The organism is Achromobacter sp. CF-sbj1-Ac2-l (assembly GCF_052698165.1).
Genome location: NZ_CP199855.1, coordinates 6201386 through 6224368, shown reverse-complemented (window position 1 = coordinate 6224368; position 22983 = coordinate 6201386). Strand labels below are relative to the sequence as shown.

At 68.1% G+C, this 22983-nt stretch carries 19 protein-coding genes; 12 read left to right on the top strand and 7 right to left on the bottom strand.

Features of this window, described 5'->3' with window-relative positions; all coding sequences use genetic code 11:
- The 9 genes from rpsQ to ACUDCK_RS28550 all read left to right on the top strand — a co-directional run bounded on the left by rpsQ (position 1) and on the right by ACUDCK_RS28550 (position 11044).
- Positions 1–282: a 30S ribosomal protein S17 gene (gene rpsQ, locus ACUDCK_RS28590; protein ID WP_006216549.1), complete on the top strand. Its 282-nt coding sequence runs from the start codon at positions 1–3 to the stop codon at positions 280–282.
- 227 nt (positions 283–509) lie between these two features.
- The gene (locus tag ACUDCK_RS28585) at positions 510–1850 is read left to right on the top strand and encodes a GumC family protein (RefSeq protein ID WP_054500210.1); all 1341 of its coding nucleotides are present in this window, start codon (positions 510–512) and stop codon (positions 1848–1850) included.
- Entirely contained in the window at positions 1847–2824 is a 978-nt protein-coding gene (locus ACUDCK_RS28580; protein ID WP_064527432.1) for a CpsD/CapB family tyrosine-protein kinase, read from the top strand. Before ACUDCK_RS28585 ends, ACUDCK_RS28580 begins: the two co-directional genes overlap by 4 nt.
- An 11-nt stretch (positions 2825–2835) precedes the next feature.
- Positions 2836–4230, top strand: coding sequence for an O-antigen ligase family protein (locus ACUDCK_RS28575; protein WP_054500212.1), 1395 nt, complete (start codon positions 2836–2838; stop codon positions 4228–4230).
- Positions 4227–6512: a capsular biosynthesis protein gene (locus tag ACUDCK_RS28570; RefSeq protein WP_175167894.1), complete on the top strand. Its 2286-nt coding sequence runs from the start codon at positions 4227–4229 to the stop codon at positions 6510–6512. Before ACUDCK_RS28575 ends, ACUDCK_RS28570 begins: the two co-directional genes overlap by 4 nt.
- On the top strand, positions 6509–7438 hold the full coding sequence (locus ACUDCK_RS28565) for a glycosyltransferase family 2 protein (protein WP_054500214.1): 930 nt from the start codon (positions 6509–6511) through the stop codon (positions 7436–7438). Before ACUDCK_RS28570 ends, ACUDCK_RS28565 begins: the two co-directional genes overlap by 4 nt.
- Positions 7439–7442: 4 nt before the next feature.
- Positions 7443–8633, top strand: coding sequence for a glycosyltransferase family 2 protein (locus ACUDCK_RS28560; RefSeq protein ID WP_175167895.1), 1191 nt, complete (start codon positions 7443–7445; stop codon positions 8631–8633).
- Positions 8630–9916: a lipopolysaccharide biosynthesis protein gene (locus tag ACUDCK_RS28555; protein ID WP_054500216.1), complete on the top strand. Its 1287-nt coding sequence runs from the start codon at positions 8630–8632 to the stop codon at positions 9914–9916. Before ACUDCK_RS28560 ends, ACUDCK_RS28555 begins: the two co-directional genes overlap by 4 nt.
- A 63-nt stretch (positions 9917–9979) precedes the next feature.
- Complete coding sequence (locus ACUDCK_RS28550) at positions 9980–11044, top strand: acyltransferase family protein (RefSeq protein WP_054500217.1); 1065 nt, start codon at positions 9980–9982, stop codon at positions 11042–11044.
- On the opposite strand, the gene ACUDCK_RS28545 is transcribed toward ACUDCK_RS28550, so the two are convergent.
- Genes ACUDCK_RS28545 through ACUDCK_RS28525 form a run of 5 tightly spaced genes read right to left on the bottom strand, consistent with a single transcriptional unit; the run spans position 11016 to position 16608 of the window.
- Complete coding sequence (locus tag ACUDCK_RS28545) at positions 11016–12032, bottom strand: capsular biosynthesis protein (RefSeq protein ID WP_175167896.1); 1017 nt, start codon at positions 12030–12032, stop codon at positions 11016–11018. The genes ACUDCK_RS28550 and ACUDCK_RS28545 overlap by 29 nt on opposite strands.
- Before the next feature lie 26 nt (positions 12033–12058).
- Positions 12059–12991, bottom strand: coding sequence for an NAD-dependent epimerase/dehydratase family protein (locus ACUDCK_RS28540; RefSeq protein WP_175167897.1), 933 nt, complete (start codon positions 12989–12991; stop codon positions 12059–12061).
- The gene (locus tag ACUDCK_RS28535; RefSeq protein ID WP_240317234.1) at positions 12988–14673 is read right to left on the bottom strand and encodes an FAD-dependent oxidoreductase; all 1686 of its coding nucleotides are present in this window, start codon (positions 14671–14673) and stop codon (positions 12988–12990) included. The genes ACUDCK_RS28540 and ACUDCK_RS28535 overlap by 4 nt, the downstream gene beginning before the upstream one ends.
- A gap of 55 nt (positions 14674–14728) precedes the next feature.
- Positions 14729–15490 carry an SGNH/GDSL hydrolase family protein gene (locus ACUDCK_RS28530; RefSeq protein ID WP_054500220.1) on the bottom strand — a complete coding sequence of 254 codons (762 nt, stop codon included), beginning with the start codon at positions 15488–15490 and terminating at the stop codon, positions 14729–14731.
- A complete protein-coding gene (locus tag ACUDCK_RS28525) occupies positions 15490–16608 on the bottom strand; it encodes an SLBB domain-containing protein (protein WP_175167898.1) in 1119 nt (372 codons plus the stop codon). The genes ACUDCK_RS28530 and ACUDCK_RS28525 overlap by 1 nt, the downstream gene beginning before the upstream one ends.
- A gap of 272 nt (positions 16609–16880) precedes the next feature.
- Between ACUDCK_RS28525 and ACUDCK_RS28520 the strand changes: the two genes are divergently transcribed.
- Complete coding sequence (locus ACUDCK_RS28520; RefSeq protein ID WP_054500222.1) at positions 16881–17645, top strand: WecB/TagA/CpsF family glycosyltransferase; 765 nt, start codon at positions 16881–16883, stop codon at positions 17643–17645.
- A complete protein-coding gene (locus ACUDCK_RS28515) occupies positions 17642–18985 on the top strand; it encodes a hypothetical protein (RefSeq protein WP_144656166.1) in 1344 nt (447 codons plus the stop codon). Before ACUDCK_RS28520 ends, ACUDCK_RS28515 begins: the two co-directional genes overlap by 4 nt.
- A 4-nt stretch (positions 18986–18989) precedes the next feature.
- Here the strand turns inward: ACUDCK_RS28515 and ACUDCK_RS28510 are convergent, their stop codons facing one another.
- Both ACUDCK_RS28510 and ACUDCK_RS28505 read right to left on the bottom strand, forming a co-directional pair.
- Positions 18990–20366, bottom strand: a complete 1377-nt coding sequence (locus tag ACUDCK_RS28510) for an undecaprenyl-phosphate glucose phosphotransferase (RefSeq protein ID WP_054501168.1) — start codon at positions 20364–20366, stop codon at positions 18990–18992.
- Between the two features lie 61 nt (positions 20367–20427).
- Positions 20428–21846 carry a mannose-1-phosphate guanylyltransferase/mannose-6-phosphate isomerase gene (locus tag ACUDCK_RS28505; RefSeq protein ID WP_054500224.1) on the bottom strand — a complete coding sequence of 473 codons (1419 nt, stop codon included), beginning with the start codon at positions 21844–21846 and terminating at the stop codon, positions 20428–20430.
- A 672-nt stretch (positions 21847–22518) separates the two neighbouring features.
- Here ACUDCK_RS28505 and bcsD point away from each other — a divergent pair.
- On the top strand, positions 22519–22974 hold the full coding sequence (bcsD, locus tag ACUDCK_RS28500; protein WP_064523939.1) for a cellulose biosynthesis protein BcsD: 456 nt from the start codon (positions 22519–22521) through the stop codon (positions 22972–22974).
- The last annotated feature ends 9 nt before the right edge of the window (positions 22975–22983 follow it).

Here is a 22983-nt window from a genome sequence, read left to right as displayed (position 1 = left end):
ATGAGCGAAACCCAAAACACCCAAGTGGCCAAGCGCCAGCGTACGCTGGTCGGCAAGGTCGTCAGCAACAAGATGGACAAGACTGTCGTCGTTCTGGTCGAACGCCGCGTCAAGCACCCCATCTTCGGCAAGATCATCATGCGTTCCGCGAAGTACAAGGCGCACGATGAGTCGAACCAGTACAACGAAGGCGATACGGTTGAAATCGCTGAAGGCCGTCCCATCTCGCGCTCGAAGTCGTGGCGCGTGGTGCGTCTGGTTGAAGCCGCACGTATCATCTAAGTGAAAGCTGTTGGAGCGGTCCGCCGTTCCAGGCTAGAAAGGCAAGGGTCCAGGCCCTTGCCTTTTTTTTGCCATAAATACCGTCATCGGGCGTTTTATTTCCGGTATTTTTCCCATCTGGCCCCCAGATCGGACTCTCCGGTAGAATCAGTCATTACGCCACGCTGACTCCAGATCCCGCCGTGACTCCCGAATACAGTCTGCTCTCGTTGAATCAGGTGTGGGCAATGCTGGCCGCCCGCGCGAGGTTGATCGCCCGGGTGACCCTGGCCACGCTGGCGTTGACCTGCCTGCTGCTGCTGGTGCTGCCGCGCGTGTGGACGGCATCGTCGGACGTCTTCATCGACTACCGCGAAAACGACCCAATCAACGGACGCTCGTTTTCGGCGCTGCTCGACGAAAGCTATATGCAGACGCAGATCGACATGATCCGCAGCCAGGCGGTCGCGGACCACGTGATCTCGACCCTGGAGCTGCTGTCGGGACCGGACGCGGCGCAGGGCACCAAGGCGCACAACGACCTTGTGGACTACATCCGCCGCAACCTGGAGGTGGTCAAGCAGCAGAACAGCCGGGTGCTGACGGTGTCGTTCTCCGCCAATACGCCGCAGAAGGCGCGCGAATTCACCAACGCGGTGGTCAATTCCTACCTGGCGGTCAGCCAGAACATCTCGTCGGCGGCTGCCCGCGCGCGCAGCGAACAGTACACGGCGCAGCTCGAGCAGTTGCGCGGCGAAGTCGACGCCATCCAGGACAAGCTGACGCGCTACCAGCAGGAAACCGGCATCGTCGACACGGAACAGACCGGCGGCGATATCGACGTGCGCACGCTCAACGACATGACGACGTCAATGCTGACGCTGGACGCGCAACTGGAGGCGGCAAAGGCGCGCAACGAAACCACAGAACGCCTGCTCAAGAGCGGCATCCGTCCTGAGGATCTGCCCGAGGTGGGGCAGATTGCGCCCATCAACGATCTGCGCAACGGCCTGACGGTGGTGGATCACCAGCTCGGCCAATTGCGCGGCTCGCTGGGGCCGAGGCACCCGACCGTGGCGGGGCTGCTGGCGCAACGCTCGCAGATGCTGGCTGATATCTCGCGCCAGTCCAAGGCCGCCATCGAGGCGCAGCGCGGCGAGCTGGAACGCCTGCAGACGCAGAAGGCGGCGCTGCAGCGCGATATCGATGCGCAGCGCGCCAAGGTCCTGGACCAGATGGCCAAGCGCGATCGCATCGCGGCCTACCGGCGCCAGTTCGCCGGCGTCGAGCAGGTTTACCAGACCGCGCTGCAGAAGTACGACAGTATCCTGATGGCCAGCAATATTTCCCTACCCAACCTGGCGGTGCTGCGCGCGGCCGATGTGCCGACTTCGCCATCGCGCCCGAAGGTGCGCAGCAGCCTGGCGCTGGGCCTGGTGGTGGGCCTGCTGGCGGGCCTGGCGCTGGCGATGCTGCTGGAGCTGAGCCGCCGCCGCATCCGCTGCGCCGAAGACCTGGAGCGCAATACGCGGCAGCCCGTTCTGGGCCGCATCGGCCGCAACCCGACTCCCGCGACGGTGACGTCATGAGCGATTCCACGCTGCGCCCTCTGTTTGACCGCCTCAACCAGCAACAGGCTGGCGAACCCGCTTCGAACCAGGCGCCCGATACCGTGCCGGGCGAGAAGATGGGCGAGCGCTTCGTGCGCCTGGGCCTGCTGACCGAGGACCAGGTGCAGCACGTGGTCCAACTGCAGCAGGCCGAGCGCCTGCGCTTTGGCCAGGCCGCCGTGAAGCTCGGCTTCGTGTCGGAAGCGCGCGTGCAGTCGGTGCTGGCCGAGCAATACCGCTATGACTACGCCTCGGCCCAGCATGGCGACATCCAGCTCGCGATCGCGGCGGCGCCATTCAGCCGGGAGGCCGAGGCGATCCGCCAGGTGCGCGCCGAAATCTCGATCCGCCTGGAAGACCTGCCGCGCATCGCGGTGGCGGTGGTGAGCCCGGATGACAGCGAGGGCCGCGCCTACCTGTCGGCCAGCCTGGCGCTGGCGTTCGCGCAGACCGGCCGCCGCACGCTGCTGGTCAATGCCAACCTGCGCGCCAGCGGCCAGGATGACATTCTGGGCGCCGCCAGCGGCGCGGGCCTGTCCTCGATCCTGGCGGGACGCGCGCCGGCTGGCGACAGCCGCGCCGTGCCGGGTTTTCCGACGTTGGGCGTACTGGACGCCGGGCCCCAACCGCCCAACCCCGCCGAACTGCTGCGCGAGCCGGCGCTGGACCGGCTGCTGGCCGCTTATGCCGACCAGTATGAGATCTTCATCGTGAACACGCCGGCGGCGACCCATTCCTCGGACGCGCAAAGCATCGCGCGCCAGGTGGATGCCTGTGTGCTGGTGGCGCGCAAGGACGTGACGTCGCTGAGCGCCCTGACGCGGACCGCGGAGGTGCTGGAGACGGCCGGCGTGCGCGTGCTGGGCACGGTCTACAACGAATACGAGCCGGATGCGCCGCGTGGCTGGAAGGACCGGCTGCGCGCGCTGCTGCCGGCGCGGCTGCGGCGTTGAGGGGAACGGCCATGGGCGCGCCCGCGGTCGTGGCGGTTGGCGGACAGAGCCGAGGCGATCGCTGGGCCGTCTGGCTGCTGGTGGGGCTGAGCCTGCTGTTCGCCATCGTGCCCGACACGCTGTCGGTCAACGCGGTAGGTCCGGAGGCCAATCACACCATCGAGCAGGGTTCGATGCTGCGCCAGGTGCAGTACGGGTCGCTGTTCCTGGGCGCGTTGTTCGTGCTCTGGCACCACGTCCGCCCGGCGCTCATGAACCTGCGCGCGTCCAATCTGTTCCTGATGCTGCTGGTGCTCTATTGCCTGGTCAGCGCGACCTGGTCGCCCTATCCGGACATCACGATCAAGCGCACCATCATTTTCGCGGGGCTGGTGCTGATCGGGCTGACCGTGGCGCCGCCCTTCAGCAATCCGCGCCAGTTCCTGCGCGTCATCCTGGGCACGTACACGATCGTGCTGGTGCTGTCGTGCCTGGTGGCGGTGTTCATCCCGAGCATGGGGGTGGACACCCTGCTGGGCAACGCCTGGCGCGGCATCACGTGGCAGAAGAACATGCTGGGCTCGATTGCCGGCTTCGCCGTGCTGCTGTGGTTGCGCGAATGGCTGATGACGCCGTCGATCCGGCGCCTGAGCGCGGTGGGGCTGCTGTTCAGCGTGTTCATGCTGGTGATGGCCAAGAGCGCGACGGCCATGCTGGTGACGGGGTTGGGCGCCGGGGTCTACCTGCTGACGCGCAAGCGGTTTTTCGGCGGCCGCCATACCGGGCAGATCCTGATGCTGGCCGCGCTGCTGGTGGCGCTGTACTTCCTGCTGATGTTCTACGTGGCGGTGGGCCGCATGCCGCGTATCGACGATCTGGTGCTGGTGGTCACGTCGCTGTTCAACAAGAGCAATGACCTGACGGGCCGCGGCGAGATCTGGGCGCTGGTGGACCTGGCCATCCAGCGGCATCCCGTCTGGGGCATCGGCTACAGCGCCTTCTGGGTGGGCGAAGGCGGTCCGGCGCAGTTCATCGCCGACAAGCTGGGCTGGCTGCCGGGACAGGCGCACAACGGCTATATCGATATCCTGCTGGACCTGGGCCAGGTCGGCATGGGGCTGTTCCTGGGGTGCCTGCTGTGGCACGTGGTCAGCATCATGCGCCTGTTCAAGATCGACCGCGAGGACGCGGCGATGCACCTGGGCATCTGCGTGACGATCATGGTCAGTAATTTCTCGGAAAGCCAGATTCTGCGGGACACCAATTTCCAGAACATCATGTTCATCTATTCGTCGCTGGCTATCAGCGGCCGTCTGGCGATGGAACGCTGGCGGCAGCGCGCGGCGGCGGCGTCCAAGCCGGCGCCACCGCCTGTCCGCGCCGCCGCCGCGCGGTCCTATGCCGTCCGCCGGGAGCGCGAGGCATGAAGCGCTGGCGCGCCGTGCTGGCCCCGGCCCTGGCGCTGGCGTGGGTGATGAGCGCCGCGGCGGCGGCGCCCGGCGGCTGGTTCGGGTTCGAGATGAACCCGGCGGCGCTGTCCGGCGCGCCGGATGTGTCGGCGCTGAATCGGCCGCTGGACGCGGCCTCGCGCATTGTCGTGCGCGACGGGCATTTCTATCGCGTCGGCGCCGACGGCCTGCCTGGAACGGCCGACGATGCGCGGGTGCGCTTGTTCGGCGTGAACCTGACGTTCGGCGCCAACTTCCCCGATCCGGTCGAGGCCGCCGTGCTGGCGCGGCAACTGCGCAAGCTGGGTTTCAACGCGGTGCGCCTGCATCATCTGGATTCGCTGCCGTCGGACTACCCGGACGCACCGATCAGCATCCTGACGACGGGGCCGTTTCCGACGTTCAGCCCGACGGCGGTGGCGCGGCTGCGCGGACTGATCGAGGCGCTGGCGCGCGAGGGCATCTACGTCAACCTGAACCTGCACGTGGGCTATCGCTTCCGCCCGCGGGTGGATGGGTTGCCGGCGCTGGATGGCGGCGCGGAGATGCCACCGCTGACAGCGCCGATCCATGTGTACGACCCGCGCCTGATCGCGATGCAGGAAGACTATGCGCGACGGCTGATCCAGGCGCTGGGCCTGAAAGACAATCCGGCGCTCGCCATGGTCGAGCTCAATAATGAGTCGTCGCTGCTGGCGGCCTGGCTGGGACCGGATTGGCTCGCGGCGATTCCGTCGGCCTATGCGCCTGAATTGCGCAGGCAGTGGCGCGCCTGGCTTATGCTGCGCCATGGGTCGCTGGCGCAGGCCTGCGCGGCCTGGGGCGGCTGCGCGGGCGGCAACGACAACGCGGTCGAATTCCCGGTGCCGGGCCAGCAGCAGCCGCTCTACGAGAGTGGCCTGGCGCAGTTGCGTTCGGGGATCGCGCGGCGCGTCAACGCGCTGTTCGGCAGCGATGCCAAGGTGGATCTGCGGGAACGCGATTTCCTGTCGTTCCTGGCGGCGACCGACCAGGCCTATTTCGAGCGCCTGCGCCGCGTGGTGCATGAGAGCGCCGATCCGCGGGTGCCGGTGACCGGCACGCAGATGGGCTATGGCGGCCTGCTGAATTTCGATTCCCAGGTCGCCATGGACTATATCGATGAGCACTTCTACGTCGGGCATCCTGACATCCGCGCCGATAATGACTGGCGCATCCCGGACCTGAGCGCCAGCGGCAACGAGTTCGACCGCGTGCTGGCCCTGTCGCTGCGGCGCGATGCCAAGCGGCCCTTCGTGGTCAGCGAATTCAACCAGCCCTTCCCCAACCCCCGCGGCGCCGAGATCCTGCCGCTGATGAGCGCGGTCGGCGCCCTTCAGGACTGGGATGGCCTGTTCTATTTCGATTACAGCGACGCCCAGCGGCTGCCGCAATCGCCGTCGCGCTTCGCCCTGAGCGGCGACTGGGGACGCATGGCGCTGGCGGGCCAGAGCGCGCGGTTGTTCCGTCAGCCGCTGTTGGCCGCGCTGCCAGACGCGATCACCCTGCCGATGGGGCCACGGCAGCGCCTGCAGCTCGGCGCCGACCGGCGCTTCGATGCAATCACCACCGGGCTGGCCGATGGCCTGGGCGTAAAGCCGCAATGGGCGTTGCGGGGCCGCGTGGGACTGGACCTGGCCGCGGCCCCCGATGCGGCGCTGCCGAGCCTGGCGAACGCGACGCCCTTGCTGAGCCACGACGCGTCGGCGGGCCGCATCGTGATCGACGCGCCGGCCCTGTGGGCCGTGTTCGGCACGGTGGGCAGCGGCCGCATCGGCGGTTCGTCCGTCTGGATGCAGTTCGACGCGGCGGGCGCGGCCAGCGCCATGCTTACGCCGCTGGACGGCCAGCCGCTGGCGCGGTCGCGGCATATGCTGCTGGGCCTGGGCAACGACACCACCGGCACGCAGCCGGGGTCGATGCCGGCCCGGCCCAAGCTGCGGGTGCCCTATCGCGGCCAGGGCGCCTGGTCGACGCTGGAGCCGGACGCCGGTTCGCCGGGGCCGTCCGGCAGCTACGCCACACGCTCGCCAGCCTGGCTGCACCGTACGCCGGCCATGCTGGGCCTGGCGCCGCGCACCGGCCGGTTGTCGGTCTATCCGCTGGATGGCGAAGGCCGGCGCCGGGCGGCGCTGCCTGCCGCCGATGCGACCTCGGGCACCGATGGCGTGCGCGTGCGGGTGCAGACCCGCGATGACGGCGCCAGCCCCTGGTATGAACTGGTTTTCGAGGAAACGCCATGAGCACCGGCCCCATCAGTGTGTGCATCGCCACCTACCGCCGTCCGGTGATGCTGGACCTGCTGCTGGGCGATATGGCGGCGCAGACCTTGAGGCCCGCGCAGATCGTGGTGGTGGACAACGATGCCGAGGGCAGCGCGCGCGCCGTGGTCGAGGCTCGGCGCGCGGCCTTCGCGGCCCAGGGCGTCGCGCTGGACTACGCCATCCAGCCCGAGAAGAATATTTCGTTGACCCGCAATATGACGGTCTCGTTGGCGCGCGGCGACTGGCTGGCGATGATCGACGATGACGAGCGCGCGCCGGCCCAGTGGCTGGCACTGCTGGCCGCGGCGGCCCGCGATCATGGCGCCGACGTGGTGCAGGCGCCAGTCGTGCCGGAGATTCCGCCAACCGCGCCGGCCTGGATACGGCGAGGCCGCTTCTACGACTGGCCACGCTTTCGTACCGGCGAAGTCTTGCCGCGCAACGCGGTGCGTACCGGCAATTGCTTCATTGCCGCCACGTGGCTGCGGCGCCAGGAGCAGGTCTTCAATCCCGCCTACGGCCTGACCGGTGGCGAGGATGGCGACCTGTTGATGCGCCTGATGGGCCAGGGCGCGCGCGTGATCTGGTGCGACGAGGCGTATGTGACGGAGCCCGTGCCCGAGAGCCGGATGCGCACCGGCTGGATCCTGAAGCGCGCCCTGCGCGGCGGCCAGGATTTCGCCATCCACTTCGAGGCCGGCCGCCTGCGCGACCGTCGCCCCGCGATCATGCGCCGCGTGGCGTTCTATGCGCGGGCGCTGGCGCAGATGGCGGTCGCGGGCATCCTGGCGCTGGTATCGTGGCCGCTGGGCCGGCATCACGCGGTGCACTGGCTGGGCCGCGCCTGTGCCAACTATGGAAAACTGTCCGTGCTGTGGGGCGGGCATTACCAAGAGTACGCTTGAGCACATGGCCGGCTTCCTGCACCTGATCCTGTTCATCATCGCCTTGCCCGTCACGGCGGCCACCGCCTATCTGGGCCTGCTGACGCTGCTGTCGGCGCGCCTGCCGCGGCCACAGCCGCAACGGCGCGACATGCGCTTCGACATCCTGGTGCCGGCGCACAACGAGACCGCGGTGATCGAGCGCACGGTGCGCAGCCTGGCGGCCATCGACTGGCCGCGCGAGCATTACCGCGTCATCGTCATCGCCGACAATTGCACCGACGACACGGCGGCGCTGGCGCGCGCCGCGGGCGCCGAGGTGATCGAGCGCCATGACGACCAGCATCGCGGCAAGGGCTACGCGCTGGAGTACGGCATCGCGCGCAGCGCGGCCGACGGCTTCGCGCATGCGGTCGCGGTGATCGACGCCGACACCGAGGTCACGCCCAACCTGCTGGCCGCCTACGCCGCGCGCATCGAGCAGGGGGCGGCGGTGATGCAGGTGCATTATGGGGTGCTCAATCCGGACGAGTCGTGGCGCACGCGCATCATCACCATCGCCTATGGCGCCTTTCATGCGGTGCGGGGCCGCGCGCGTGAACGGTTGCGCGCCTCCAACGGCCTGCGCGGCAATGGCATGTGCATGACGCACGCGTTGCTGCGCGAGGTGCCGTTCAATATCCATTCGATGGCGGAAGATCTGGAGTATGGCGTGGTGCTGGGCCTGCACGGCCACCGCGTGGTCTATGTCGACGAGGCCAGCGCCGACGCGGAACTGGTGGCGTCCGAGCGCGGTTCGCGCACGCAGCGCCAGCGCTGGGAGGGAGGCCGCCTGGCGGTGATGCGGACCTATGTCGGCCGCCTCTTGCGCCAGGCCCTCATGCGGCCGAGCTGGATCTGCCTGGAGCTGGCGATTGACCTGCTGACCATGCCGCTGGGCTACATCGCGCTGCAGATCGGCGCGTTGCTGGTGCTGGGCGGGCTGGCCGCGTGGCTGCTGCCCGGCGCCGGGCTGGCCACATGGCCGCTGCTGGCGCTGGTCCTGCTGGGCGTGCTGGCGCTGCACGCGTTGCGCGGCTGGCAACTGTCGCCGCTGGGGCCGCGAGCGCTGCTGGACCTGCTGCGCGTGCCGTTTTTCGTGCTGTGGAAACTGTACGTGCTGTTGCGCAACCGCCGCAACAAGCATTGGATCAGAACCGATCGGGATTCCAAGTGACGCGGACACGCTTTTCGGCCTCGGGCCTGGCGCGCCTGTTCGGCAGCTCGATTGCCGACCAGGCCATGCTGTCGGCCGCCAACTTCGGCGTCGGCCTGATCCTGATCCGCTACGCGCCCGAGGCGCAGTACGGCTATTACATCCTGGCCTTCAACACCATGATGTTGCTGACGACGCTGCAGGGCACCTTCATTGGCACGCCGATGGTGATCCGCCTGCCCGCCCTGGACGAGGCGGCGCGGCGCCAGTGGATGGGCAGCCTGCTGCGGGACCAGAAATGGCTGGGGGCGCTGGGCGGTGCGCTGGCGCTGGCCGTGGCGCTGGCCGGCTGGGCGATGGGACTGTTCGACGGCGGATCGACGCTGGTGGTGGTGGCGGCCATCGGCCTGGTGCTGGCGGCGCTGTACCGCGAATACCTGCGCGGCATCCTGTTGATGTACCACCGTCCACAACAGGTGCTGGGCGCGGACGCGATCTACGTGGCGGTGCTGCTGGCCGGCTGCGCGCTCGCGGTCAGGACGCCGGCGGCGGCGGCCGGCGCCCTGCTTGCAGGCACGATGGCGGCGCTGGCCTGCGCCGGGGCGCTGCGCCGGGTGCTGGCCAACGATATCGAGCGCGACGCGGCGCCCGGCCGCCTGCGCGAGATCGCCCGCATGGGGTTCTGGGCTGCCTCGGGCGGCGTCATCTATTGGTTGTTCAACCAGGGCTACAACTTCCTGACCGCGGCCACGCTGGACCTGGCGGCCGTGGCGGCGCTGGCCGCCTCGCGCCTGACGCTGATGCCGATCAACCTGCTGCTGGCCGGCATGCAGAAGCAGTTGACGCCGCTGGCGTCCGACTGGATGCACGGCATGGGCGCGCGCCGTACGCTGCGCCGCCTGATGCTGTTCTCGCTGGCGCTGGCGCTGTTCACGCTGCTGTACGGGGCGGTGATCTGGCTGCTGCGCGACTGGATCTTCCTGGACCTGATGCGCAAGGATTTTCCGCAGCGCGACCTGCTGCTGGTGCTGTGGATCGGGCTGTTCGTGCTGATGGTGATCCGCGAGCCGATCATGATGGTGCCGCTGCTGCGCCAGCGCTTTCGCGCGCTGAGCGCGGCCACCCTGGTCTGTGCGCTGATCGCATTGGCGATAAGCTATGTCGGCATGCTGCAGTTGGGTCCCATTGGCGCGGTCATCGGCATCCTGGTCGGCGAAGCCTGCTATGGGCTGGCGGTGCTCGTCATGGCATGGCGCGAAGTGCGGCGCGATGACGGCTACGCCATCCGGGAGGCGCGGTCATGACTCCTTGCCATCCGGCGGCGCGCATGCCCGCTTTCCATTCTTACCGTACCAGGTAAATCGTTCATGGACATTCTTTCGATTCAGTACCTGCGCGGCGTCGCGGCCATGATGGTGGTGCTGGTCCACCTGTATCCGCAGCTCGAGCGCATGGGCTACCAGGGCTACTGGCCGCATTGGCTGGCCGCCGGCGTGGACATCTTTTTCGTCCTGAGCGGCTTCCTGATGTGGATCACGACGCGCGGCAAGAAAGTCGGCGTGCTGGAGTTCTACCGCCGTCGCGCGGTGCGCATCGTTCCGCTTTACTGGGTGCTGACCTCAGTGGCGGTGGCGGTGATGTTGATCGCGCCGCACCTGCTGCAGACTACCCGCTTCGGCCTGTTCCATGTGATTGCCTCGTATCTGTTCGTGATGGTGCCGAATCCGGCGGGCCTGATCGAACCTGTGCTGACGGTGGGGTGGACGCTTAATTACGAGATGCTCTATTACGTCATTTTCGGCCTGACGCTGGTGCTGCCGACGGCGTGGCGCTTCGCGACCACGACCCTCGTGCTGCTCGGCCTGAGCATGCTGGGATGGTTTGTGGTGGGCGACGACACGCCCATTCTCAAGGTCTATACGTCGGACATCGTGCTCGAGTTCGTGCTGGGCATGAGCGTGGGCTGGTGGTTCTCGCGGCCGCACAAGGGCGGCTCGGCGGGGCTGGGCTGGACGCTGGTGCTCGGCGGCTTCGTGGTGATCGGGCTGATGTCGGTGCTGGCGCCAAACGCCTCGCGGCCCTTGGCGCAGGGCGTGCCGGCGGCGGCGATCGTGGTGGGCGCGATTCTGCTGGAACGCTTCCAGGCGCTGCCGCGCCTGAATTTCCTGCACAAGCTGGGCGACGCCTCGTACTCGCTGTACCTGTCTCACGCCTTCGTGCTGTCGGCCGTCAGCCAGGGCTGGCGCAAGCTGCACCTGGACAGCCTGCCGGGCGGGCAGGTGGCGTTCTGCGTCGTCGGTATCCTGGCCTGCACGGTGGTGGGGCTGCTGGTCTACCAGTTGATGGAGCGGCCGCTGATCAACCTCTTCAAGAAGCCGCGCGAGCAGGAGGCCTCCAAGGCCGCTACCCGCCGATCCGTAGCCGGTCTTTGAGCAGGCGCAGCCAGCGCTTGTGGCGGCGCGCCGCGGCGCGCTGCGGCGTCCAGTCGATCATGCTGTCGTGGATGTCGTAATGACCGCGCTGGGCGTCCGGCACCTGGCCCGATTCGACCGCGGCGATCAGTTCCGGCAGCCTGCGGTAGAACTCCGCGCCGCGATAGGGCGGGTGCAGTGACCACAGCCCGGGCGCCGAACCCAGCAGATCGACGCGGTGCAGGCCGTTGGCGCGCAGCACCTCGCTCAGGATGACTTCGGCCTCGCGCACGTCCGGCGGGTTGCCCAGCAGATGCGATTTGGTCCGCTGTACGGCGCTTGGCCGCAGCAGCGGCAGGTGGCCGAGCGTGGCGCGCAGCCGTTCCATATCGAGCATGAAGATACGCGTGCTGGCGTTCTGGAAGCGATAGGCGGGGGCGCCGGCGATATCGACGCGTTCGGGTTCCGGCAGGCCGTGGCCATGGACCGCCGCGTTGGCGCGCGGCGGGCCGGGGAACGGGCCGGTCAGCAACACGGTGGGATCCTGCTCGGTGTAGGCGATGGCCTCTTCTACCCAGGTGCGGCTGCCGCCGCCGAACAGCATGTCGCCATCGAAGTGCACGATGTGGCGCGCCTGGCTGTGGTGCATGCCGTAGAAGTAGGCGTAGAACGGGCCGCCGTCCCATGCCTTGACCGGGATGTCGTCGACGCCGAAGAACGATTGCGCCACCTCGCGCCGGGCAGCCGGGGCGTAATCGACCTCGATGACGTCGAGCTGGGGCGTGTCGCGGCGCAGGTCTTGCGCCAGGGCCAGCAGCTTGGCGCGGTATTCGTCGAAGTGCGTGCCGCGATAGCGGCCCGATCGGCTGCGGTGCGTGTCGATGGTGACGAGGATGCGGTCGACCATGGGCGCCCAGACACGGATCTGGTGCGGCAGCAGCAGCGCCGCATGGGGATAGTCCATGGGGTACATGCTGATCTGGGCGGCGACGCGATAGGGGTAGGCCACGGCCGGTTCTCCTGGTTCTGGCGGCATCATGTCCGGGCGGTGGCGACGGTCGCCGCCAGACCCTGCTGCAGGGAGGTCCAGCGCAGCCCGAGCTGCTGCTCGGCGCGCGTCGAGACCAGCCGGATGGGCTGGCGCCAGAGGCGCGCCAGCGACGGTGGAATCGGCGGCGGCAGGCGCAGGCCCACGCGTCGCAGGCCGATCTCGGCGATCTTCAGCACCGGCGCCAGCAGATGCGTTTCGATCTTCAGGCGGCGCGGGCCGATGCGCTTGACCGGCACGGCGTCGAGCGCGCGCGCATAGGCCAGGAAGTAGCCGTTCCAGTCGGGCGCTTCGGCCATGGCGAGGTTGTAGGCCGCAGCCGCGGTCGGCGTGCGCAGGCCGGCCAGCACTGCCGCTACGACGTCGTCGATGTAGACGAGGTTGCTGCAGCCGTCGCCGGCCGCGCCCAGGTCGCCGATGCGGTGCGCGCGCAGCAGGTCGGCGATGCGCAGGCTCCATTGTGGACTGTCGGGTCCGTAGATGCAGCCCGGCCGCAAGGTGACGACGGCCTCGCGCGCGGCCAGCAGCCGTTCGGCTTCGACCTTGGCGCCGGCATAGCCTTGCAGGTTCGCGGCCACGGGATGGTCTTCGCCAATGTCGCCGCGCGCCGCGCCATAGACCGCCATGGAACTGAAATGCACCAGGCGCGCTTCGCGCGCGTCGAGCGCGGTCGCCAGGGCGCGGGCGCCGGCCGTCATGGCGTCGGGAGAGCCGGCCACGCAATTGACCACGGCGTCGACTTCGCCCAAGGCGCGCGTGACCGCGGCGGGGTCGGTGGCGTCGAGAACGATCTCGCGGCCCTGCTGCCGGGCGCGGCGCACGCTCGCCACCGGGTCGGCCCAGTCGCTGGCGGCCAGCGCCGACACCACGCGCCGGCCGACATAGCCATTGGCGCCCAGGACCAGAATGCGTTGTTTCATGTGCGGGTCTCCGTGGCTGCGCCGCTTGACGCGTGAACGCGGCGCAGGTGATCGGCCAGGCGCAGGGCCAGCGCGACGATGGTCAGGGTCGGGTTGGCCTGGCCGGAGGTCGGGAAGACCGCCGAGCCGGCGACGTACAGATTGGGGGTTTCGTGCACGCGGCAGTCGGCGTTGACGACGCTGTCGCGCGGATCGTTCCCCATGCGCGCCGTGCCGATATGGTGACCGCCGTAGGCGCCATAGCGCGTCATCTCGGCCTCGACCTGCCCAGGGTCGTAGTCGAAGCGGCCCACGCCGCTGGCGGCCAGGGCCTCGGCCAGCGCCGCCAGCGCGGTCTGCACGGTGGCAACATCGCGGGGCGTGTAGCGCCAGTCGATGTGCAGGCGGCGCATTCCGAGCGCGTCGACGTCATTGCCCAGCGTGACGCGGCTGTCGGGGTTGGGCTCTTGTTCGGCGTGGAAATCGAGGCTGTAGCGGCGGTTGCGCGGGTGGACGATGATGGACGGAAACTTGCGCGCGGCCAGCTTGCGTTCAGTCAGCATGTGCCACATGAAGCGCGCGGTGGCCGGGGCGCCCAGCAACACGTTGCGCAGGTGGCTGAGCCACAGGCCGAGCGAACCTGGCGTGTCGCCATACAGGCGCTTGGCGTATTCGTAGGGAACGACGGGCCGGGCCAGGTACAGCGCCGACAGGACGCCGCTGCCGTGTCCGGGGTCCGGAATGCGCGGATGGTGCAGGCGCGCGATGAAGTTGCCCGCGTGCAGGCGGCGCTGCGCCTCGGGTTGCAGCGCCAGGCGCCGGCGGCAATAGATGCCTTCGTCGGAAACCTCGTAGCCGTGCCAGACGGAACGGGCGCCGGCCAGGTCGACGTTGCCGATGGTGCCGGCGATGTGGCACATGTAGTAGCGGCCCACCACGTCGTGCGCGTTGCCCAGTCCGCGGCCGCTGGCGCCGGGGTTGGCGAGCAGCAGCCGCGCGGTTTCCAGTCCGCCGGTGGCGAGCACGTAGGCGCGCGCCTGGACCGTGAAGACATTGTTGCCGGCCAGCGTGCGGACGCGGGCCGGGCCAACGGGCGCGCCGGCCGCGCCGTTGTCGAGCTTGCACAGGTTGGCATGCTGCAGCACGCGCACCGGTCCCTGGCGCAGCCGCTCGGCATAGCGCCAGCCGAAATCGGTGGGCACGCTGAAGCGTTCCAGGGTATCGGTGGAGAACTCGGGGCTGTCGAAGCCTTCGATCATCGGCCGCACGGGCCGATGGAAGGCGGTCTCGACGGTGTAGGCGAAATCGCCGGCTTCGCACAGTTGGTTGGCGCGCGGGTAGTAGGGCCGCAGGTCGTCCAGGCCGATGGGCCAGCCGCTGTGCGCGATGTAGTCGCGCGGCTCGAAGTCGATGGGATCGAACGGCATGCAGCGGCCACCCCAGATGGTGGTGGAGCCGCCCATGCGGCGCTGGCGGTAGCGCTCGGGCTCGGGGTGCATGCGGGCGTCGGCGACACTGCCCGCGTAGAGCGCCTGGGTGGTCTTGTCCTCGGCCGGGCCGCCGCTTTCGAGCAGCACCACGTCCAGGCCGCTGTCCAGCAGGGCCAGGGCCAGCGTGATGCCGGCGGCGCCACCGCCGACAATGCACAGGTCGGCGGTGAGGGTCGAGCCGTTCGGAATGGTGTTGGCGTCCAGGATCATCATGTCGCTCCGGGCAGGCGCCGCAAGCCTGGTGCCGCGCGTGCGCGGACCAAGGGCATCAGTATCGCACGGCGGCGCCCGCCGGCAGCTTCAGCGTTTCGTGGATGTAGCCGGCGAAGGCGGTATAGCCGGCGATGTTCGGATGCACGCCGTCGGCGAACATGCCCGGCGCCAGCTTGAGGAAATCGTTGGTGCCGCCGCTGGACCAGTACAGGTAGTCCACGACCCGCACATGCGGATACTGGCGCGGCAGGTCTTGTAGCAGCCAGTCGTTGAAGGCGCGGGTCAGCTCGATCATGGGCGGCGTCATGCCGAGGTAGGCGCCGACGTTGTCCACGACCAGCGGGATGCCCAGTTTCGCCGTGGTCTGCGCGAAGTAGGTGAAGTTGTCCTGCAGGGTCTGCAGCGGCACCATGCCGACGGCGACATCGTTGATGCCGACATGCAGATACGCCAGGCTCGGTCGCGAGCCGGCGGGCAGGGTGCGCGCGCCGCGGCCATCGCCAGGATCGTATTCCTCGGCCAGCACGTCGCGGCGCCAGCGGGCGCGGACCTGCGCCGACATCTGGCCGCCGATGCCATGGTTGAAATGGAACACGCCGGAATAGCGCGCCAGGTCGTAGGAGAGCTGGCCCGGATTGGACGGATAGTCCGGCACGAACTGGCCCTGCACGTTCAGGCGGCCCTTGCGCTGGATCTCGCCTTCGGCGATGGAGTCGCCGACCACCACGGCGTAGATGCGCTGGTCGCGCGCCCATGCGGGCAGCGCGGCGCATCCCGGGGCCAGCAGCAGGGCCGAGAGCAGGCTGCGGCGGTTCATCAGAAGAAGCGCTCGTTGACGTGGATGACGTCGCCGGGCTGGACCGCGTCGGTCAGCTTGGCGCGCCGGTCGGTGATCTCGCCGGTCAGCGCGTCCGTGCGGTTGAGGTCGATGCGGCTGTCGGACGCGCGCGGCGTCAGGCCGCCGGCGACCGCCAGGGCGCGCATGACGTTCAGGCCCTGTTCCAACGGATAGGCGCCGGGCTTGCCGACTTCGCCGTAGACGTAGAAGCGCGGCGCTTCCGGCACGAACACCACGTCGCCCGGTTGCAGTTCGGTGTCCTGCAGGCTTTGCGAGGGCGATTGGCGATTGCCCACGTAGAGATTGATGCGGTCGTTGCCGCCGCCGGCGCGGCGCACCAGGGTGGCAACGTCGCCAGCGCCGCCCGTGGCGCCGCCGGCCATGGCCAATAGTTCCAGCACCGACAGCTTGCCTTCGATGGGGTAGCGGCCCGGCCTCGCGACCTGTCCCAGCACCGACACGATGCGGCTGCGCAGTGTGACGACCTCGACGGCGACCTGCGGATCGGTCATGTAGCCCTTGCTGCGCAGGTCCTGTTCGATGCGTTTGCCGATGGCCGCGGGCGTCAGGCCCGAGGCGCGGACGTTGCCCAGCATCGGCACCACGATCTGGCCGTCGGCATCGACCGTGGCGCGGGCCTGGGTGCCGCCGGTGCCAAGGATGTTGATGTTGAGCGTGTCGCCCGGCCCGACCGCGCCGATGGCGCTGCCGATGGCCTGCTCCAGGGCCGGGTCGGCCGGCGCCACGGCGGCCTGGCGCGGGGTGGGCACGACGCCGTTTTCCGGCAACCGGTTGCCGGCCATGTGGCGGTCGGTGCCGCGATCACCGCTGCCGCTCTTGACCGCGGGCGGCACGGCCGGCGGCGTGTAGGCGGCGGGCGGCGCGGGCGGAGCGGCGACCGGCGTGGTCGGCTGCGGGCGCACGGGTGCGCCAATGGGGGCGGGCGGGGTGTAGGCGGGGGACTCGTAGGGCGCGTTGTAGCGCTTGAAGTCGTTGTCGGGCGAGGGCGCCGCCGGACGGGACGGGGACACGGGGTCGGGGATCGGCAGGTCCTGCGCGCCCGCCGCATGCGCACAGGCCAGCAGCGCCGCCAACATCGCTTTCCGCCATATCGTCGTCAGACACGCCACGTTATTCTCCGATCCTTTGGTTAAAGGTTGCGCGCGTCCAATAGTAGCCGAAGCAAAACGCCACACTATGGGTATTTTAAATACAATACGCGCGTGCCGGCTCGATGGATGTGGTTTTCTCAAACGCAAACGTGAGACCATTGTTCCCGAGCTTACCGCCCTTCGTAGCGAGATCCTCCTTGCACAGTTCAGAGCACGTATCCGACCCCCGCGGAACTGCGAACGACGATATCCCCGTCATGCCCGTCGTGCGGCTGTTCGACCTCGATATCGCGGCAGTTTCCTTCGATGAGGCCGTCGAGGGCCTGGCGCAGGCGGCCGTGCGCCGCGACGGTCGCGCCCGCATCGTGGTCACGCCCAATGTCGATCATGTGGTGCGCCTGGATGCCTCGCCGGAATTCCGCGAGCGCTACGCCAAGGCCGATTTCATCTTCGCCGACGGCATGCCCGTGGTGTGGGCCAGCCGTTTCCTGGGCCAGCCGCTGCCCGAGCGCATCACCGGTTCCGACCTGTTCGTCGCGCTGTGCCAGCGCGCCCAGCGCGAGGGCTGGCAAGTGATGCTGCTGGGCGGCATGCCTGGCTCCGAGCCCGACCTGCTCGCGCGTTTCGCGCAGTATTACCCGGGTTTGAACATCGATATCGTCAGCCCCTCGATGCGCTTCGATCCCCTCGGACCCGAGGGGCAGGCCTATGCCGACCGTGTGCGCGAACGCCGGCCCGACGTGGTCTTCCTGTGCGTGGGCATGCCCAAGCAGGAACACTGGGTGCTGCATCACGCCGGCGAGTTGCCCGGGGGGATCCTGCTTTGCGTGGGCGCGGCCATGGAATTCGCCATCGGCCTGCAACGCCGGGCGCCCATGTGGATGCAGCGCATCGGCCTGGAATGGCTGTGGCGCCTGGCCAGCAACCCGCGCCGCCTGTGGCGCCGTTATCTGGTCGACGATCCACGCTTCCTGGGACTTTGCTGGCGGCAATGGCGCAAGCGGCGCGGCTCGGCGCCGTGATCTTGCGCCCCGGCGCCAGCCTTGCCTTGGATGGCGGGGCCAAGCGAGGCACGGTCACGATCGGACGCAAGCTGGCCGCGGCCAGCCTGATGATGTGCGGCGTCCAGGCCATGGGCGCGCCGGGGCCGGCCGACTACGCCGTGCAACTGGGCAGTTCCTACCAATACCAGAGCAATCCCGCGCGCCTGCCGCAGTCGTCTTCCGACATCCGGGGCGCGGGCGTCTGGGTCAATTCGGTCGGCCTGGGGCTGCGCATGCCGCTGCTGTCCGACGACACCCGGCTGGACGTGGGCGGCACGCTGGCCGATGCCCGCTACAGCAATAACCGGCAGCTCGACCACCAGCCCGGCAACATGCTGTCGACGCTGCATTGGCGCGCCGGCCGGCTGTTCGCCGGGCGCTTCGATTACGGCTACCAGAGCCAGCTCAATCCCAACATGGCGCGCACCTGGCCCGATCGCGACCTGCAGACGCGCGACAACAAGTCTGCCGAGCTGGGCCTGCGCATCTCGGAGCGGCTGACGCTGCCGGTGTTCGGCGTCTTCACCAATGGCACGCGCTACGACCAGGACATCAACCGCACCCTGTATGACCGCAAGGACCAGGGCTGGCAACTGTCGGCGCGCTATGCCGGGTTCGGCCGCTCCTTCGCGCAGACGGGCCTGCGCCATACCCAGGTCGATTACTACGGCCGCACGCCGGACCTGGTCGCGACCATCGACGACCGCTACACGGACAACGAGGCTTTCGTCGCGGCGCGCTGGGACTACAGCCCCAAGACGCTGCTGCAGGCGCGCGTCGGCCTTCTCAAGCGCAGCTACGTGCACCTGGGCGATCGCGACACCAATCTGTTCACCTTCGCCGGTCGCGCGACCTGGGACTATTCGCCCAAGACGCGCCTGGACCTGCAGCTTTGGCGCCGTCCCTACGCCTATGACGATGACCCCACGGTGCTGTATTCGATCCAGACCGGCGGCCTGGCTTCGGTGACGTGGCGACCCACGGTCAAGACCGCGTTCCAGTTGGGCGCCGAGCTGACCCGCCAGCGCAACACCGCCTTCACCGGCGGCAACGACCAGACCCTGCAGATCCGCCGCTTCGGCGCGCGCGTGCAATGGCAGCAGGAAGACAACCTGCGCTGGATCGTGGACGTGTACCGCGACCGGCAGATGGGCGAATCCGCCGGCGACAGCTACAACCAGAATTTCGTGCGCGTCGGGCTGGAATACACCTTCGGCAGCCGCGGCAAGGAGAACCTGCGGCTGATGATGCAGCCGACCGACTGTCAATGGCGTCGGCCGGAGCTGGCGATGTGCGATCCGATGGGCGAGGAGCCCTGAGCGCTCAGTAGGCGTTACGGTCCCAGAAGATCACGAGCACGGTCCGGAACAGGATCTTCAGATCCAGCATCAGCGACCAGTTGGCGATGTAGTAGCGGTCGTAGCGCACGCGCTGCAGCATCTTGTCGGTGGTGTCGGTCTCGCCGCGCAGGCCGTGGATCTGGGCCCATCCGGTGATGCCAGGCTTGACGCTGTGTCGCAGCATGTAGCCCTGGATCATGCGACGGTAGATCTCGTTGTGCTCGGCCGCGTGCGGGCGCGGGCCGACCAGGCTCATGGTGCCGGCCATCACGTTGAACAACTGCGGCAGCTCATCCAGCGAACTCTTGCGCAGGAAGCGGCCGATGCGTGTCACGCGCGAATCGCCCTGCTGCGCCTGGCGCAGGCTGCCGTCGGCTTCCGTGCCGGCGTTGGCGCGCATGGAACGGAACTTGAACACCGTGATCGGCATGCCGCGTTCGCCATAGCGCATCTGGCGGAAGATGACGGGCCCCGGCGAGTCGAGCTTGATGGCCAGCGCGATCACCAGCATGGCCGGCGAAGCCAGCAGCAGCATCAGCCCGCCCAGCGCCAAATCCATGGCGCGCTTGAGGCTGCGCGACAGGCCCTGCATGTGCGTTTCGTGCAACGCCAGCAACGGCACGCCCGCGATTTCGGCGCTGCTGGCCGTCAGTTCGCCCAGGAACGGCGACTCTGGCATCAGATAGATGGCGGCCGTCGAGTCATACAGCCGGTTCATGAGGTTGAGCACGACCGGGTTGTCCTTCGTGTCGTCCAGCGTGACGAAGGCCATGCCGTACTCGCCCGCCTCGATGCGGCTGAGGGCGTCCGGGTAGCGGCCGAGGTAGGGCGGCGGCGTCGGTTCGCCCTTGCGCGTGCGCACCTGTTCCTCGGCGTAGTAGCCGGCGGTGTGGATGCCCAGGATGGGCGAGCGCTGCAGGCGCATGGCGAGCTTGCGCGCTTCGGGGCCCATGCCGAAGAACACCGCCGAACGGCGGCTGGCGGACGCATTGTTCAGGCGATAGGCGGTGCGGCGCAGGCCGTACAGGGCGAGAACCTGCAGCGGCAGGGCGATAGCCGTCCATTGCAGCAGCAGCACGCGCAGCGATTCGGTGTCGGTGGCGCTGCCGGGCAGGAAGAACAGCGTGACCAGCGCCAGGAACAGCACGCTGAACCAGCGCATCACGCCGCGGCTCAGCATCCACCAGACGCTGCGGGCGCTGATCAGCAGCGTGAAGCGGGCGAAGGCGACAAAGGCGCCCGTGGCGAGAATGACCGGAATCCAGCCGCGGAAGATGGGCGACGCCATCTCCTCGGCCAGTGTCAGGCCAAGAAAGGTGCCGGCGTTGATCAGCGCGCAGATCAGGCCCGTTAGGGCCATGAAGGAGCGCTGAGGGTGGCTGGGCGTCGCGTAGGTGAGCATGGAAAAGGTGGTGGGGGGATCAGCGACCGTAGACATCATCAAACCGCACAATATCGTCCTCGCCCAGATACGGGCCGGACTGCACTTCTATCAGCTCCAGGTCAATGGAACCCGGATTCTCCAGGCGGTGTTTTACACCCAGAGGAATGTAAGTGGACTGGTTTTCCGTCAGCAGGAATACCTCGTCGCCGCGCGTGACGCGCGCCGTGCCGGTGACGACGATCCAGTGTTCGGCCCGGTGGTGGTGCATCTGCAGCGAGAGCCGACCGCCGGGCGCCACGCGGATGCGCTTGACCTGGAACCGGTCGCCGTTGTCGATGGCGTCGTAGCTGCCCCACGGCCGATAGGTCAGGCGATGGGCCGTGGCCTGCGGACGGTTGGCCTGGTTCAGGCGGGCGACGATGCGGCGCACGTCCTGCACCTTGTCGCGCGCGGCGACCAGGACGGCGTCGGCGGTCTCGACCACCACGGTGTCCTCCAGCCCCAGCAGCGTCACGAGGCGGTGGCTGGAATAGGCGTAGACGCCATGGCAGTCCTCGGCCACCACGTCGCCGCGCAGGGCGTTGCCATCGGCGTCCTGCGGCGCCAGTTGCCACAGCGAGGCGAACGAGCCGATATCGCTCCAGCCGGCGTCCAGCGGCACCATGGCCACGTCCGGATCGCGCTCCATGACGGCGTAGTCGATCGAGTCGGACGGGCAGGCGGCGAAGGCGGCCTCGTCGATCCGCAGGAAATCGCCATCCTGGCGCGGCGCGGCCATGGCCTGGCGGCAGGCCGCCAGGATGTCGGGACGATGCGCCTGCAGGGCCTGCAGGTAGCGTGAGGCGCGGAACAGGAACATGCCGCTGTTCCAGAAATACTGTCCGCTGGCCAGATATTGCGCTGCCGTGGCCGCGTCGGGTTTCTCGACAAAAGCCTCGACGTCGGCTGCGCCGTCGCGGGCAGCGCCGGCGCGAATGTAGCCGTAGCCGGTCTCGGCGTAGGTGGGCTTGATGCCGAAGGTGACCAGGCGGCCGGCGTGGGCGGCCGGCAGCGCCTGGCGCACGGCGTCGTGGAAACGCTCGACGTCAGGCACCGCGTGGTCGGAAGGCAGCACCAGCAGCACGGGGTCGGCGCCGTCGGCCTGCGCCAGCAGGGCGGCCAGGGCGATGGCCGGCGCCGTGTTGCGGCCGACGGGTTCGAGCAGGACGGTGGGTTGTTGCTGGCCGATCTGGCGCAGTTGTTCGGCGACGATGAAGCGGTGTTCCTCGTTGGCCACGAAGATCGGCGCCTGGCTGCCAAGGCCGGCCACGCGCTCACAGGTGGCTTGCAGCGGGGAAAGGTCGCCGAGCAGGGGGAGGAACTGTTTGGGGTAGCTGCCGCGGGACAGCGGCCACAGGCGGCTGCCGGTGCCGCCTACCAGCAGAACGGAACGCAGTTGCGGCGTGGTACTCGACATCGGAAGTCCCTTGCATTCTGTCGCTGACGGCGCATGGCGCCGCGGGGGCGGGGGTACTTATCGGGCGCGGCACACGGTCTACGTCCTGCCAACGGCCTCAACTATAAAGGTTGCGCAATCGGCTGTGGCAAAGTGTTTGCAAATCTTTAAGATCTTTAAGATGTGTATGTCTTTAATTTGATTGTTGTCTTCACTATACTAAAAGACTGTGCCGCAGCGCAGGTTGGATGCATATATATCGATGCATTTTGCTATTATCGGCAATATAAGTCAGCACGCGTTAATACTGCCCGAAACAAAACGTTTACGAGCATTCGTGAAAAGACTTCAAACCGATGACACCGCGCGCTGCCGTCTAAGACGCAAGGTCATGCTCCAAGAATGCGGCCTAAAGTACCGCAGTTCCGCCTTGCCAACTCGCGGATGCAGGCTATGCAAAGCCTGAAAACCAGGATGTTCCTCGTGTCGTCCTCGCGTCGAATGTCGCGCGGGTTTCCGCGCGCGACCTCGTTTTTCGTCGGCGCCTGTACGAAACAACCCGGCATGGCGGCCTCTGCCTGGCTCGTCGCTTGCCCGCCGGCCTTGCCTTTCAACACTTGTCCTGGTCCCGTGGCGCGTCGCGCTGACGCTTGCGGGCCAAGTCCTGTCGCCTGTCCATGACGAAGGAACGACGTGCAAAGCGCCATCCTCTCCCACCTCGATGATCGACTCTGTGCCAGCCAGTGGCGCGATGTGCTGGCGGCCTTCGCCCAGGAGTTGTCGCAGGATCTGACGGTGCAGCGCTTGCGCGCGCTGATGCGGCGCGCCGGCGAGACATTCGCCGACAGGCATGCGCTGTCGGGCGCCGTGTCGATCGCCGAGATGCAGTCTGCCATCAACCAGGTCTGGCGTCCGCTGGACTGGGGCTGGGTGGAGATCGAAGAGGCCGAGGATCACCTGGCCCTGGCGCACTACTGCGCGCCGCTGCGCGCGGCGTTCGGCGCCGCGCACCTGGACTGGAGCGCGGGGTTCCTGGAGGGTGCCTACGAATCGTGGATGCGCCTGCTGGGCGCCGATGCGCAGTTGAAGGTCTCGCAGCAGCGCGCGTCCGATGAATCCGGCGTCATTCTCTACCGGTTCGGCCGCTAGGATGCGGGA

Bases quoted from the DNA above. Each gene is read 5' to 3' on its own strand.
- rpsQ (WP_006216549.1), top strand. From the start codon at position 1: ATGAGCGAAACCCAAAACACCCAAGTGGCCAAGCGCCAGCGTACGCTG.
- ACUDCK_RS28585 (WP_054500210.1), top strand. From the start codon at position 510: ATGCTGGCCGCCCGCGCGAGGTTGATCGCCCGGGTGACCCTGGCCACG.
- ACUDCK_RS28580 (WP_064527432.1), top strand. From the start codon at position 1,847: ATGAGCGATTCCACGCTGCGCCCTCTGTTTGACCGCCTCAACCAGCAA.
- ACUDCK_RS28575 (WP_054500212.1), top strand. From the start codon at position 2,836: ATGGGCGCGCCCGCGGTCGTGGCGGTTGGCGGACAGAGCCGAGGCGAT.
- ACUDCK_RS28570 (WP_175167894.1), top strand. From the start codon at position 4,227: ATGAAGCGCTGGCGCGCCGTGCTGGCCCCGGCCCTGGCGCTGGCGTGG.
- ACUDCK_RS28565 (WP_054500214.1), top strand. From the start codon at position 6,509: ATGAGCACCGGCCCCATCAGTGTGTGCATCGCCACCTACCGCCGTCCG.
- ACUDCK_RS28560 (WP_175167895.1), top strand. From the start codon at position 7,443: ATGGCCGGCTTCCTGCACCTGATCCTGTTCATCATCGCCTTGCCCGTC.
- ACUDCK_RS28550 (WP_054500217.1), top strand. From the start codon at position 9,980: ATGGACATTCTTTCGATTCAGTACCTGCGCGGCGTCGCGGCCATGATG.
- ACUDCK_RS28540 (WP_175167897.1), bottom strand. From the start codon at position 12,991: ATGAAACAACGCATTCTGGTCCTGGGCGCCAATGGCTATGTCGGCCGG.
- ACUDCK_RS28535 (WP_240317234.1), bottom strand. From the start codon at position 14,673: ATGATGATCCTGGACGCCAACACCATTCCGAACGGCTCGACCCTCACC.
- ACUDCK_RS28530 (WP_054500220.1), bottom strand. From the start codon at position 15,490: ATGAACCGCCGCAGCCTGCTCTCGGCCCTGCTGCTGGCCCCGGGATGC.
- ACUDCK_RS28525 (WP_175167898.1), bottom strand. From the start codon at position 16,608: ATGTTGGCGGCGCTGCTGGCCTGTGCGCATGCGGCGGGCGCGCAGGAC.
- ACUDCK_RS28520 (WP_054500222.1), top strand. From the start codon at position 16,881: ATGCCCGTCGTGCGGCTGTTCGACCTCGATATCGCGGCAGTTTCCTTC.
- ACUDCK_RS28510 (WP_054501168.1), bottom strand. From the start codon at position 20,366: ATGGCCCTAACGGGCCTGATCTGCGCGCTGATCAACGCCGGCACCTTT.
- ACUDCK_RS28505 (WP_054500224.1), bottom strand. From the start codon at position 21,846: ATGTCGAGTACCACGCCGCAACTGCGTTCCGTTCTGCTGGTAGGCGGC.